13 protein-coding genes are annotated in these 14159 nt (G+C 36.1%); 11 read left to right on the forward strand and 2 right to left on the reverse strand.

The window, feature by feature from the left end; genetic code table 11:
• Nucleotides 1–34: 34 nt before the first annotated feature.
• The 5 genes from BCR24_RS15165 to rpsA all read left to right on the forward strand — a co-directional run bounded on the left by BCR24_RS15165 (nt 35) and on the right by rpsA (nt 5297).
• Nucleotides 35–1063 (forward strand): helix-turn-helix domain-containing protein, encoded by a 1029-nt coding sequence (locus tag BCR24_RS15165; protein WP_069641337.1) that lies wholly within the window; start codon nt 35–37, stop codon nt 1061–1063.
• Nucleotides 1063–2505, forward strand: coding sequence for a RecQ family ATP-dependent DNA helicase (locus tag BCR24_RS15170; RefSeq protein ID WP_069641338.1), 1443 nt, complete (start codon nt 1063–1065; stop codon nt 2503–2505). Before BCR24_RS15165 ends, BCR24_RS15170 begins: the two co-directional genes overlap by 1 nt.
• A 79-nt stretch (nt 2506–2584) precedes the next feature.
• Nucleotides 2585–3103, forward strand: a complete 519-nt coding sequence (locus BCR24_RS15175) for an SAG1386/EF1546 family surface-associated protein (RefSeq protein ID WP_069641339.1) — start codon at nt 2585–2587, stop codon at nt 3101–3103.
• A 102-nt stretch (nt 3104–3205) separates the two neighbouring features.
• A complete protein-coding gene (gene cmk / locus BCR24_RS15180) occupies nt 3206–3874 on the forward strand; it encodes a (d)CMP kinase (protein WP_069641340.1) in 669 nt (222 codons plus the stop codon).
• 211 nt (nt 3875–4085) lie between these two features.
• Nucleotides 4086–5297 carry a 30S ribosomal protein S1 gene (gene rpsA, locus BCR24_RS15185; RefSeq protein WP_069641341.1) on the forward strand — a complete coding sequence of 404 codons (1212 nt, stop codon included), beginning with the start codon at nt 4086–4088 and terminating at the stop codon, nt 5295–5297.
• Nucleotides 5298–5407: 110 nt separating this feature from the next.
• Here rpsA and BCR24_RS15190 read toward each other — a convergent pair whose 3' ends face one another.
• Nucleotides 5408–6184, reverse strand: coding sequence for a helix-turn-helix transcriptional regulator (locus BCR24_RS15190; protein WP_069641342.1), 777 nt, complete (start codon nt 6182–6184; stop codon nt 5408–5410).
• Between the two features lie 283 nt (nt 6185–6467).
• Here BCR24_RS15190 and BCR24_RS15195 point away from each other — a divergent pair, with 283 nt between their 5' ends.
• The 6 genes from BCR24_RS15195 to BCR24_RS15220 all read left to right on the forward strand — a co-directional run bounded on the left by BCR24_RS15195 (nt 6468) and on the right by BCR24_RS15220 (nt 13146).
• Nucleotides 6468–7808, forward strand: coding sequence for an aldehyde dehydrogenase family protein (locus tag BCR24_RS15195; RefSeq protein ID WP_069641343.1), 1341 nt, complete (start codon nt 6468–6470; stop codon nt 7806–7808).
• 191 nt (nt 7809–7999) lie between these two features.
• A complete protein-coding gene (der, locus tag BCR24_RS15200) occupies nt 8000–9310 on the forward strand; it encodes a ribosome biogenesis GTPase Der (RefSeq protein ID WP_069641344.1) in 1311 nt (436 codons plus the stop codon).
• A gap of 248 nt (nt 9311–9558) precedes the next feature.
• Nucleotides 9559–9834 (forward strand): HU family DNA-binding protein, encoded by a 276-nt coding sequence (locus tag BCR24_RS15205; protein WP_010761417.1) that lies wholly within the window; start codon nt 9559–9561, stop codon nt 9832–9834.
• Nucleotides 9835–10294: 460 nt separating this feature from the next.
• Complete coding sequence (locus BCR24_RS15210; protein ID WP_069641345.1) at nt 10295–11341, forward strand: hypothetical protein; 1047 nt, start codon at nt 10295–10297, stop codon at nt 11339–11341.
• Nucleotides 11342–11344: 3 nt separating this feature from the next.
• The gene (locus BCR24_RS15215) at nt 11345–12604 is read left to right on the forward strand and encodes a tetratricopeptide repeat protein (protein ID WP_069641346.1); all 1260 of its coding nucleotides are present in this window, start codon (nt 11345–11347) and stop codon (nt 12602–12604) included.
• 8 nt (nt 12605–12612) lie between these two features.
• On the forward strand, nt 12613–13146 hold the full coding sequence (locus BCR24_RS15220) for a ReoY family proteolytic degradation factor (RefSeq protein ID WP_069641347.1): 534 nt from the start codon (nt 12613–12615) through the stop codon (nt 13144–13146).
• A 58-nt stretch (nt 13147–13204) separates the two neighbouring features.
• On the opposite strand, the gene BCR24_RS15225 is transcribed toward BCR24_RS15220, so the two are convergent.
• Nucleotides 13205–14095, reverse strand: coding sequence for a YitT family protein (locus tag BCR24_RS15225; RefSeq protein ID WP_204638598.1), 891 nt, complete (start codon nt 14093–14095; stop codon nt 13205–13207).
• Nucleotides 14096–14159 lie beyond the last annotated feature (64 nt).

The following is a 14159-nucleotide window of genomic DNA, read 5'->3' on the forward strand; positions in this document are numbered from 1 at the left end:
CACATCCTATTCTATCATTGAAAGAGGTGAAGAGATGAACCCCACCTTTATTTTAGCGTTGTTACAACATGGATACAAGGTAAGAACATCAACTTTGTATCACTTATTAAAAGGCAAACGCACAAGTTCAGTGTTACTCTATGGTTTTTTATATGAAAATTTACGTTTTTTTCAATTCACTCCCGACTTGTCTGAAAGTAAATTTAATCAACTAATAACTCGTTTAATCGAGCAAAAACTACTCTACCAAACGTCTGACGATAAAGTGCAGATTACGGCGCAGGGTGAGATGCTAGTTCAAGCTGCTGATAAAGATTTTTCACAGATCGATAATTACCGTTTCGGTAAAACCGATGAAGCAATTTGGCGCTTATTACAGTTCACTGTACAGGTCGTTTCTCATCTATCCTATGTAAATAAAGACTACATTCCACTAGAACAATCGCCATTGTATCAAAAGCAAGTGAAAATGTACATAAAATCAATGCCTAAATCACTACTGATCAAAAATGTTAAAGAAGAATGGCATTACATTTTTTCTTGTTTAGGCCGAGAAGATGCCAATTTTTTTGCGCAACAATTTTCTGGCTATGAACGAACAGGTAAAGCTTCTTTTCAATTGATGGAGTCCAGACAGAAAGCGTTTGAACAGTTCTTGATCAAAAAAGCAAAGTTACATCATTTACTATTTGTGATGGAGCAGCTACCAGAACGCAGTTTCCTAAAAAGGTTGGTTGCACCGCTGATCAATCAAAATGAAAATAAAAGTATGGCAGAAACTAGGATGTATTTAAAAACAGAAAGTTCACTAGAAATATTAGCGCAACAAAGGGGCATAAAAGTCAGCACGATCAAAGATCATTTAATGGAATTGGCGTTGACCAACGATTTTCCTTTTGAGCGATTTATATCAAATAAGACTGGTCGCATACTAGCTGAGCAGTCAAAGCCTTATCAGGAATGGGAGTATCGAACGATCAAAAATATTTTTCCAGAACTAGACTACTTCGAATTTCGTTTGTATCAAATTCAAAAACTTCGGGAAGAAAGAGAATATAGCTAATGAAGATTGATTTAGAGCAATTATTATATGATAAATTTGGTTTCAGTAGCTTTAAACCAGGGCAAAAAGAAGTAATTGAACATTTGTTGGAAAAACACGACACGCTAGCCGTTTTACCAACAGGTACAGGCAAATCTTTATGTTATCAAATGGTGGGACAACTTGTCCAAGGAACAGTTATTATTGTTTCACCATTGCTGTCTTTGATGGAAGATCAAGTAATTCAATTACAAAAAAAAGGCGAAAACCGTGTGATTGCTTTAAATAGCAGTCTTTCATTTTTAGAAAAGCAATATGTATTGAATCATTTAAGTGAGTATAAATTTATTTTGATCAGTCCAGAAACACTCACACAAAAAGAGGTTCGCAACAAAATAGCGAACGTGAATATTGCCTTATTTGTAATTGATGAAGCCCATTGTGTGTCACAATGGGGAGTCGATTTTAGACCCGAATATACGAAATTGGCTAAAATACAGGAAGAATGCGGTTTTCCATTAACCTTAGCATTGACTGCGACGGCAACACCTAATGTAAAAAAAGAAATCCTCAAACAAGTATTTACTCAGCAAAAGGCTGTTTCTGAAGTGGTTTTCTCTGTGGATCGGCCTAACATTGGATTGATCGTCAATCAAACACTAGAAAAAAATGAGACGTTGCTTTCATACGTAACACAGTTGAAAAACAAGGGAATCGTTTATTGTGCCACAAGGAAAAACACCGAAAAGATCAATCAACTGATTAATGAACAAACCGATTTGAAGTCTGCTTTTTATCATGGCGGCTTGACAACAAATGAACGGAGTTTGTTACAGCAACAATTTGTATCGAATCAATTAGATGTTCTTTGTGCAACAAATGCTTTTGGCATGGGTATCGATAAACCGGATGTCCGTTTTGTTATCCATTATGATTGTCCTGATAGTCTAGAAAATTATGTTCAGGAAATTGGGCGCGCCGGGCGAGATCAACAACCTAGCATCGCGGTTTTGCTTTATCAAAAAGGGGATGAATCGATTCACTATTATTTTCAGTCAGAAAGTCGGCTTGATCGCACGCTTTTAAATGATTTAGCAGTAAACCAAACAGAAAATTCCAAAAAAATAATGCCAGAACTGAATGAAATTCAACAAAAATGGCTGCAGGGATATTTGGAAAAGGAATATACTATTGAGGAACTAGAACAGAGATTATTAAGAAAAGAGAAAGAACGTCAACAGCAGTTAAATGTTATGCTAAACTACATTAAAGAAGAAAAATGCCGTCGCACCTTTATTCAGAGGTATTTTTCTGAGGAGGTCACGAAATCATTACCAGAAAGTTGTTGTGATCGTTGTGGCTTATCCTTTGACAACTTCAAACGACAGATAGTACAATCACCAGAAGAAAAAGAAATCCCCGAACAATGGGAGGACATTTTGATAAGATTATTTAAAGAATAAAAATAATCTTTTTTTAGACTGCAGTTGATAAAAAGCTGTGGTATAATAGCAAACGAGAGAATTTTAGGAGGAACGATACGTGAGTAAAAAAGATAATAGAAAACCATCAGGTGCACGTGAACCTTGGGAGCAGTCAATCTATGATACAGATAAAAATACTGGGGGTTCCCGCTCAGAAAAACGTCAACAAAAAAAAGGGAATACGGTTTTCCTAACAATTTTAGTTATCTTATTACTGTTGATCATTACTCTGCCTGTCGGAACATACCTTTATGTGATGAGAGATAAACCGAGTGATAACAAACAAGCGAGTCAACCATCTTCTTCTGTTGTTGTTCAATCATCAACAAAAGAAAGTTCGGAACAACCATCATCAAGTACGTCACAAGAAGTTTCAGAGTCAAGCAATAGTGGAGTAGAAGAGACAACACCAACAAGTTCAGTAGAAGAGGCGGCAGCCTACACAGAGGTACTCAATGGTGAAGGACCAAATCAAGTTGCGACAAGAAATGGTATCTCAACTGAAGAATTATTACAATTAAATGGCTTGGGCTTGGATTCTGTATTACAACCTGGGCAATCACTACGTGTCAAATAATAATCAAGCAACAGTTGACTGATTACTTTTAAGGGTCTGAAACAAAACAATCAACGTTTTGTACCAGACTCTTTTACTATGTGACAAATAAAGGAGTTCAACATGAAAAAGATAAGCATTGCAATCGATGGACCAGCCTCTTCAGGAAAAAGTACAGTAGCGAAGATATTGGCTAAAAAATTAGGTTATATTTATTGTGATACAGGAGCAATGTATCGGGCATTGACCTATTTAGCAATTACAAAAAATATTGATTTTGAAGATGAAAAAGCACTAGTTGATCTGTGCCTTGAGCATAGGATTTCATTTGAGCAGACGGAAAAAGAACAATTAGTTTTCATTGATCGTGCGCAAGTTACAGAAGCTATCAGACAACCTGATGTGACGAACGCTGTTTCGATCGTTGCAAAACATGGTGCTGTACGAGCAAAAATGGTTGAACTGCAGCAAATGATTGGACGCGCAGGTGGTGTTGTGATGGACGGACGAGATATCGGTACAGCGGTACTGCCGGATGCAGAAGTCAAAATATTCTTAGTCGCTAGTGTGATTGAACGTGCGCAAAGACGTTACAAAGAAAATCAAGAAAAAGGAATCTCAACTGATTTTGAGACCTTAAAGAAAGAAATCGAACAACGTGATTATCTTGATTCAACGAGAAAAGTATCTCCTTTAAAACAAGCAGTTGATGCTGTTAAAATCGATACGACTGGGATGGGCATCGAGGAAGTTGTCAAAGCGATTGAAGAGATTATTTCAACCAAAAACTAAATGCTTTGTTCTAATTAACTTGCAATCAAGAAAGTATGACTCAAGTAAAAGTTATACTTTCTTTGTCTTAAAGCAAGAAAATCTCCTCTTATTTGCAAGAAAAAAAAGAAAATGAGAGAAATCGCTTTATTTTTCTTGCAAAATCCCTTACTATTAAAGGAGTAGGTCAGTTTTTTACGAATTTTTTGGTGGCATAGGAGGATAAGTATTTATGACAGAAGACAAAAAAGTGGAAATCAGCAATGAAACAATGGAAGATGCAATGAACAGTTTTCAAGAAGTGAGTGTTGGCGACATTGTAAAAGGTGAAGTGCTAGCAGTCGAAGACAAACAAGTAATTGTTGGAATTGAAGGTGCTGGCGTTGAAGGTGTGGTACCAGCAAAAGAATTATCTACGACACAAGTTGAAGATATCAATGAATTAGTGAGTGTTGGTGATACTTTAGAATTAGTTGTCATCACTTCAATTGGTAAAGATAAAGAGAATGGCAGCTATTTACTATCTAAACGTCGTTTAGATGCTAAAAAAGTTTGGGAAGAAATCGAAAAAGACTTCCAAGCAGGCAAAATCATCGAAGCGCCCGTTACAAACGTTGTAAAAGGCGGTTTAGTGGTTGATGTTGGTGTCCGCGGATTTGTTCCGGCATCAATGGTAGAAGATCATTTTGTCGCTGATTTTTCTGAATACAAAGGTCAAACCTTGACATTCAAAATCATTGAGATCGAACCTTCAGAAAATCGTTTAATCTTATCTCATAAAGCGGTTGTTGCAGCAGAGAAAAATTCTAAGAAGAAAGATATCTTAGCAACTCTTCATGATGGAGATATTGTTGACGGAAAAGTTGCTCGCTTAACTGATTTTGGTGCGTTTATTGATTTAGGCGGCATCGATGGGTTAGTTCATGTTTCTGAAATTGCTCATCAACACGTCGGTAAACCAAGTGACGTGTTAACAGTAGGGGATGATGTAAAGGTTAAGATTCTTTCAATCAATCCAGATGAAGAACGTGTTTCTCTATCAATCAAAGAAACTTTAGCTGGTCCATGGGAAGATATCGAAAACAAAGCAGCTGTCGGATCTGTTCTTGATGGAACAGTGAAACGTTTGACTAGCTTTGGGGCATTTGTTGAAGTATTTCCTGGTGTGGAAGGTTTGGTGCACATTTCTCAAATTTCACATAAACACATTGCAACACCACACGAAGTGTTACAAGAAGGCGATGTAGTTCAAGTGAAAGTCTTGGAAGTTAATCCGGATGAACATCGGATTGCATTGAGTATTAAAGCGTTAGAAGCAAAACCTGAATCGCAAGAAGAACCAAAAGATGTGCAAGAATATGAGTTGCCAGAAGAAAATACTGGCTTCACAATGGGCGATATCTTAGGTGATGCTTTAAAATCACAAGACTCTGATTCAGAATGATTTGAATGAAATCAAATGGAACGAAGGGGAACCTTCGTTCTTTTTTGTTGCTTAGATAATAGTAAAATGGCTTGACTAAGCAGGTTTAGTCAAGCCATTTTACTCGATGATTAATTATAAATTACGCGCAAATCAGCTGGAGTATGCTCTCCTCGATAATATTTACGAAACTGATGAGGAGATTGTCCTACTTTTTTTTTAAATAATTTACTAAAATAGGTAGAATCAATGTAACCTACTGTTCCAGAAATTTCAGTAATAGATTCCTCAGTTTTCATCAATAGTTGTTTTGCTTTTTCAATTCGATAAGCAGTGAGATAGTCAATAAAATTCATACCAACTGCCTCTTTAAAGAAGCGGCTGACATAATGACGGTTTAAATGCATAATATCCGCTAATGTCGTCAAGTTGATCTCTTCATTATAGTGGTCATGAATATAATCCAAGATCGTATTGATTTGTTCTTTCGCTAAAACAGTTGGTTTATTGCTAAAGACATCCATTAAAGAGACTTGATTAAGAGCTTTCACACAACGATCGATGGCAAATTTTAGTTCATTAAAATCAATTGGCGTTAGTAAATAATCAATCACGCCACATCTTAAGGCTTGATGAATACTTTGAAAGTTATCTCGTTTTGTCAAGATTATCACCTTAATATTTGGCAGGTGCTGTACTATTTTACGTTTAACGACAAAACCATCGATATCTAAATGATCGATTGCTATCAAAAGAATTTCCGGTAGAAGCTTTTCAGAAATAGCCAAAGCTTCTTGTTCCGTTTCAGCAGGAGGTAACACTTTTATATTCATAAATGAATCATTGATAGAACGTTGCAATGTTTCTTGTTCGTTTAAATCATTACTGACAATCAATAATCGGCACATGAGCAAACCCTCTTTTCTTTGATATATAATAGTCTTTTTTTTGTGAAATTTCATCTACTACTCTATAATACCCTGAATAAAATCAGCTTTCAAGTGGAATTGTTTGTGAAAAAAATCGTGAATAGGTAGATTTTGTCCATAATCTCCTTAAAATATTCCCTAACATATTGAATTAAATAGATTAAACTAGACTTGTAAGCGTTTAAAAAGAAAAATTGCTATCCCGTATACTTTAATAGCAGGTAGCGAAGAGTAACTCACAAAAAATAAAGGAGTGTTTGAAATGACTGAAGACATCAAAGTAAAAGAAATTGAAACACTAGTCACGACAGCAAAGAAAGCCCAAGCAAACTATGAAAACTATACACAAGAGCAGGTAGATGCTATCGTCAAAAATATCTATCAAAAAACACTTGATAATGCAGAGAAATTAGCTGTTTCAGCAAATAAAGAAACTGGTTTTGGTAAAGTTTCGGATAAAATAATTAAAAATACTTTTGCTAGTGAACAAGTATATGACAGTATTAAAGATTTGCCAACGGTTGGAGTGATTAATCGCCGTAAAGAGGATAAAATTATTGAGATTGGTATTCCTTTAGGCGTTGTAGCTGGTCTAATTCCTTCAACGAATCCAACTGCAACGGTTATCTTCAAATCGTTGATTGCGTTGAAAACTAGAAATGCGATTATCTTTTCTCCACACCCAAAGGCACTAAAATCAATCTTAATGGCAGCAGAAATCATTGAGCAAGCTGCTGTTGAAGCGGGGGCGCCAGCAGGTTTAGTCCAAGTAATTCAGGAGCCTACCTTGGATGCTACAAGTGCGTTGATGAAGCATACAGATGTGTCCTTGATTCTTGCGACAGGTGGTAAAGCGATGGTTCAAGCAGCCTATAGTTCAGGCAACCCAGCCATCGGGGTGGGTCCTGGTAATGTTCCTGTATTGATTGATGCAACAGCGGATATTGCTCAGGCAATTGATTGCGTGGTCAGAAGCAAGACATTCGATAACGGAATCATTTGTGCATCAGAGCAGGCATTGGTTGTTGATGCTTCAATAAAAGCTGAGGTAATTGAGCAGCTGAAAGCGAAGAAAGCGTACTTTATGAATAAAGACGAATCAGCAAAAGTGAGTAAATTTATTTTGAGAGAGACAGGGGCATTAAACCCTGATATTGTCGGGAAAAGTGCATCAGACGTCGCAAAATTAGTTGGAATCTCTGTCCCAGAAGAGACAACTATTTTGATCTCAGAACAAAGTGAAATCGGCCACCATAATCCTTATTCAAGAGAAAAACTAACACCAATTTTGGGATTATTTACTGTAGATTCTTTTGAAGCAGGTGTAGAAACATGTAAAGCGTTACTAGTTAATGAAGGAACAGGGCACACCGCTGTCATCCACACTACATCGGATGTTAATGCCGAAACATTTGGATTAGAGATGAGAGCATCGCGGATTTTAGTCAATACCTTAGGTGCATTAGGCGCAATTGGTGCGACGACAAAATTAGCTCCTTCAATGACACTAGGTTGTGGAGCAATGGGTGGAAGTAGTACAACAGATAATGTAACAGCTCATCATTTAATGAATGTAAAACGCATTGCTTACGGTGTAGAATAAAAACAAACAGATAAACTATTTTGAATTAAATCAACGTATCCTGTAATTGCCGATGATCTGAAGTGGCAATTGCAGGATATTATTGTTGAAGTAAGTGGTTTAATTAACTTATTTCACTAGTTTTTCTTGCATCTTAGACAAGCTTTAGGTAAACTAGTAAAGATTGAAAACTTGTCAAGGAGGTAATTTGAATGGCAAATCCAACAATTGCAATTGTCGGGCGTCCCAATGTAGGCAAATCGACGATTTTTAACCGTATAGCTGGTGAGAGAATCTCAATTGTAGAAGATACACCAGGTGTAACAAGAGACCGTATTTACGCCACGGGAGAGTGGTTAGGGCGTGAATTTAGTATTATTGATACAGGTGGTATCGAACTCAGTGACGAACCATTTATGGAGCAAATCAAACATCAGGCTGAAATCGCAATCGAAGAAGCAGATGTGATCATTTTTGTAGCGAGCGGTAGGGAAGGGGTTACTGATGCAGATGAATTAGTAGCCAGAATTTTATACCGAAGCAACAAACCAGTGATTTTAGCTGTCAATAAAGTGGATAATCCTGAGATGAGAAATGATATTTATGAATTTTATTCTCTAGGGTTAGGCGATCCATTTCCAATTTCCGGAAGCCATGGATTGGGTATCGGAGATGTTTTAGATGAAGCAGTTAAACATTTTTCAACCGAAATCGAAGAAGAAGATGACGAGACAATCAAATTTAGTTTGATTGGACGTCCGAATGTTGGTAAATCATCACTGATCAATGCCATTCTAGGTGAAGATCGTGTGATTGTATCAGAAATCGAAGGAACAACTCGTGATGCAATCGATACTCATTTTGAATCTGAAGATGGGCAAAAATTCTTAATGATTGATACGGCTGGTATGCGTAAACGTGGCAAGGTCTATGAATCAACAGAAAAATATAGTGTCATGCGTGCCATGCGCGCTATTGAACGCTCAGATATTGTTTTGATGGTTTTAAATGCCGAAGAAGGCATTCGTGAACAAGACAAGAAAGTTGCTGGATACGCTCATGAAGCAGGACGTGGTATTATTATCGTAGTCAATAAATGGGATACAGTTGAAAAAGAAACGAACACCATGCGTGATTTTGAAGAAGAAATTCGAGATGAGTTCCAATATCTTGATTATGCGCCAATCATATTTGTATCTGCATTAACGAAACAACGGTTAAATAAATTGCCAGAACTAATTGAATTAGTTAGCATGAATCAAAATCTACGCATACCATCTGCGTTATTGAACGATGTTGTGATGGATGCGATTGCAATCAATCCAACACCGACGGATAAAGGAAAACGCCTAAAAGTCTTTTATGGCACACAGGTAGCAATCAAGCCGCCAACTTTTGTTATTTTTGTGAACGAAGAGGAATTGATGCACTTTTCATATGCTAGATTCTTAGAAAATCAAATTCGAAAAGCGTTCACCTTTGAAGGGACACCAATTAAGATTATCCCAAGAAGACGAAAGTAGAGCATTTTACCATACTTGTTTCAAATGTACAAACAAATTCATTGAGTTATAAAAAAAAATGATATTTTTAGAAAAAACTGGTTAAAACGCATCAAAAACCTTGCTATTACAAGCTTCCTATGATATCGTGATAACAGAATATTGATCCATTTCAATATTTGTACGTGATTTTTTGGACCACTCAAAAATAAACGTAAAGTAGATATCTTTTAGATATCCTATCCCTTGTGGAGGAGGTGAAATAATCCATGGCAAATAAAGCAGAATTAATCGAAAACGTTGCATCTTCAACTGGTTTAACTAAAAAAGACGCAACTGCAGCAGTGGATGCTGTATTTTCAACAATCCAAGAATCTCTTGCTAAAGGTGAAAAAGTTCAATTAATCGGTTTTGGTAACTTCGAAGTTCGCGAACGTGCGGCTCGTAAAGGACGTAACCCACAAACTGGTAAAGAAATTCAAATCGCTGCAAGTAAAGTACCTGCGTTCAAACCAGGTAAAGCCTTGAAAGATGCTGTTAAATAAGACAGTTCTTAGAACCCTTGACTAGTCGAGGGTTCTTTCTTTGTTTAGAAATGAGAAGACGTGATAAAAAGCCAATCTTTTTTAGATTGACTAAATGGATGCAGAATAACGAGCTATGTTAAAAATTGATTGACCTATGAACAATGTAAAATGCTCGTTATTCTGATTTGACTGAATCACTTATGTTTCTTAAAAATAGACAATTTTTAAAAAGTGCGCTATTTTTCTTAAAAATCAGCTATCTCTTGAAACAACCTTATTATACTTGCTAATTAAGTTTTTTTTACATATAAAATTGGAATAATACATATAGAACAGTGAATCAATAATGCCTGTTCTTTAAGAAAATTAAAAGAACAGGCATTATTGATTGACGATGAGTGCTTTTTTACGAATAAAGTTCATCACCCTTTTGGTTTTTCTAGAACTAATGGTAAAATAATAAAAAGGAGTGTTGTCAATGGAATGGGTTTACCATAAAAAACAGCTACAAACAAGCATTATCTATGGTGAAACATTTGCTTCACAGCTGAAATCAATTTCAGTTAGCAATAAGCATCTGTTTTTGATTACGAATCAACGATATTATGATCTATTTTCAGACAAATTGATTCAGCTTTTTGATGACAAACTAGAATTAGATTGGTATATTTGTAAGAATGACTCTCGTTGTAATAATTTAAATGAATTGAAAAACTTATTAGACTTTATAACAGAGTTTAATCAGCAAGAAGAGTTCATTTTTTTAGGTGTTGGAAACGAAGGAGTCGTTCAATTGACAACTTTTTTGTATAAAACATCGATGCTACTTTCTGATTGTTGGTTATTACCGTTATCCGTTCAGGCATTGAGCAAAGCCCTAATTACAGAAGCTCAAATAGAATTCAAAAATCAGCCAGTCTTACAAAGTTCCGTACTTGCAGAAAAAATTATTTATGATCATACGTTAATGACTAACCAAGGAGAAGGGAAACTAGTTGATTTTCTTGTGTTTATCAGATGCGGATTAGTATGTAGCCATGATTTTTTACGAATGCTGTTTAAAAATTACAGTGATACAACACGATTAAACCAACAGTCGTTCAATGGTATGTTGGATGAAATGATTCGTTATTACGAAAAAGACGGTGACATGATCGATCAATTTGGACGTCTTTTTGAACAAGGGTTTTTAGAAACTGCGAATGGACATTTATTGTCCGCTCACATGAAACGATTTTTAGGCTGTTTATTACAGCTGCTTTGGTCTCAAGAGGTCAATGAGTTTTCATTTCACTATAAGAACTTTATAATATGGTTGATTCACCTAGGTTTCCCAGTTGATTTTCCTGAGCAGATCTTAGTTAGTGATTATGTAGAAGGTATGGTGAAATGTATCACTCGTGGTGAAACGGCTGCTCTATTAGAAGAAGTGGGGGAAGTTGCTCAGTACCAACAACCTAAAGTAGAAGAATTATTAAAGACCGTAGAAAAATATAAAACTATTTTAAAAGAGATTAGAGGATAAATTATGACAACCTATAGTGAAAAAATGCTACAAGCATTACATGAAGAAGAATTGGCTCAAGCGCAGTTGATGTTGGCAGAAGCGATTAGAAAAGATGACGATGATACGCTGGCTGATTTAGGGGAAGAATTGTTATCCCTCGGCTTTTTAGAGGAAGCTAAATTAGTTTTTGAGCATTTAGTGACGATTTTCCCAGAAGCTGACGGCTTAAATATTCCTTTAGCTGAAATTGCAATCGAAAATAACTTGATCGATGATGCATTCGCTTATCTAGAAAAAGTAGAAAAAGACAGTGATAGTTATGTTCAAAGTTTGCTAGTAACAGCAGACCTATATCAAGTGATCGGGATTCCAGAAGTGAGTGAAGCTAAATTGAAAGAAGCCAAACGTCTGATGCCAAACGAGCCATTGATTTCATTTGCATTAGGAGAGCTGTATTTTTCTAATGGACAGTTCCAAGAGGCCTCAGTTGCCTATCAAGAGCTACTTCTAGCCCAAGTATCAGAAATCTCAAGTGTATCGATCAATGAACGTTTAGGAAGCGCATATAGCATGTCAGGTGATTTTGAAGAGGCGATCTCATTTCTAGAAAAAGCCTTGGAAGAAGGGCAGACAGATGATCGTTTATTCCAATTAGCCTTCACCTATCTTCAATTACATGAAAACCAAAAAGCTATCGCACTTTTGCAACAGCTAAGAGCGTTAAATCCGCATTATCAATCTTTATATTTCTCTTTAGGTGCAGCATTACAAGAAGAAGAACAGCTTGAAGAAGCTAGAATTGTTTTAGCAGAAGGTATCAAGGAGAATCCGTTCCAAGTGGATCTTTATCAACTTGCATCTGAAAATGCCTATCGTTTACATGATACAAAACAAGCGGAGCAATTATTAAAACAAGCCTTAGAGCTTGGAGAAAAAACAGACGAGACAAGACTGACACTAAGTAATTTATATTTGAATGAACAGCGTTTTGACGAAGTGATTGATGTTGTACAACAAATGGAAGAACAAGGACATCCATATGGAGAATGGAACTTAGCACATGCATACAATGAACTGGAAGAATTTGATTTAGCTAAAGTACATTATGAACAGGCGTATCAAGAATTAGCGCATGAACCTGAATTTTTAAAGGAATATGCTGTTTTTCTTCGTGAAGATGGACAATTAGAGAAGGCTAAAGAACTGCTGCAACACTATCTTCAACACGAGCCAGGTGATAATGACGCGCAATCATTGTTAGAAGATATTGAAGAAAGATAGGTGATCAAATGTTTGTTAATGTTGCTGATAAAAAGGAATTTTTAGTTTGGTTAGTTAATAATATTTCCTTCAGTCAAAGAGAAATTTTATGGATTTTAAATTATTTAATCAATCATGAAGCCATTTTAAATAATGTGCATTTTATAGAGCAAGCGGATAAAACAGTTCGAGGCTTAAAAATTACCTCAAAAGAAATAGAGAAGGAACCGATCGGATTGTTTTTAGCAGGAAAAAAATTTACGGACACAGATCAGATTTTCCATGAGATTCGTATGAATTGGAAAGAAGCACTTTACGTGGAATGTATTTTTGATGGATCTTGGCAAAACAGTCAATATTTATCGATTTTAGAAGATAATCCCTATGCTCGGTGGAATGAACAGGTTAGTGAAGAGGTGGTCGAAAGTATCAACGATTTCTTTGCACACGAAGAAAAACAGGCCAAAATCGATTTATTGTATAGTCAAATTGATTTAGCTTTAGAAGATAATAATTATGAGGCATTTTTAGAGTTAACAGACGAATTGAATCGTTTAAGCTAATAAAAAAGGGGAAATAGATCAGTAAGAAAGCTGTCTATTTCCCCTTTTTTATTGATTTCTAATTAAGTTTTTTTCTTTTAAAAAGCATTTTTGCTGGTCTAGCATAGGTAAACCCTTCTCCAATAGCTTCATGGACATTAATAACTGAAAGAAATGCCTTCTTATCCAGTTCATGGACGATACGTTTGATCTCTATGATTTCACTAGGGCTGACTACCACATATAGGACTTTTTTATCCACTTGGGAATACCCTCCTTGACCATCTAAATAGGTGACGCCGCGTTCTAATAAGGCCATGATCACTTCGCCAATATCGTCAGAATGATCCGAAATCACCAAAATTCCTTTGGCTGCATATGCGCCATCTAACACTGAATCGACAACTTTACTGAATACAAAAGAAACAATTAAGGTGTACATCATTCGTTTAACATCAATATAACTTAAAGACAAAATCAACACTAAAATATCAAAGATCAGCAAAGAACGCCCCATACTGATACCATAATTTTTTTCTAAAATCCGGGCGATCACATCGGTTCCACCGGTTGTTCCGCCCACACGATAGACTAATCCACTACCAATCCCTGCAGCTAAACCAGCGAGTAAAGATGCGATCAATAAATCATGATCTAAATTGACTTCGATGGGGAATCGCTGCCATAACCATAAAAATACAGATAAAGATACTGTACCTAATATAGTGTAATAAAATGAGTGCTTCCCTAAAACTTTCCCACCAATCAAAATCAAAGGAATATTAATAACTAAGGTTGAATATGCTGGATCAATATAAAAAAGCGCTCGTAAAATCAGAGTGATCCCAGTGACGCCACCTTCTGCTAAATCATTAGCGATATTAAACGTAACTAAACCAAACCCATAAAGACAGGTGCCTGCTAAAATCAATAAGACATCCTTCACATAAAACTTTTTTTCTTCAATCATAATCATCACTCCTAAAACATAGTGGGTCGCTTTTATACCCAAAAACCCATATCCAGTACTCACT

It is taken from the genome of Enterococcus ureilyticus (assembly GCF_001730315.1).
Taxonomy (GTDB): Bacteria; Bacillota; Bacilli; order Lactobacillales; family Enterococcaceae; genus Enterococcus_L; species Enterococcus_L ureilyticus.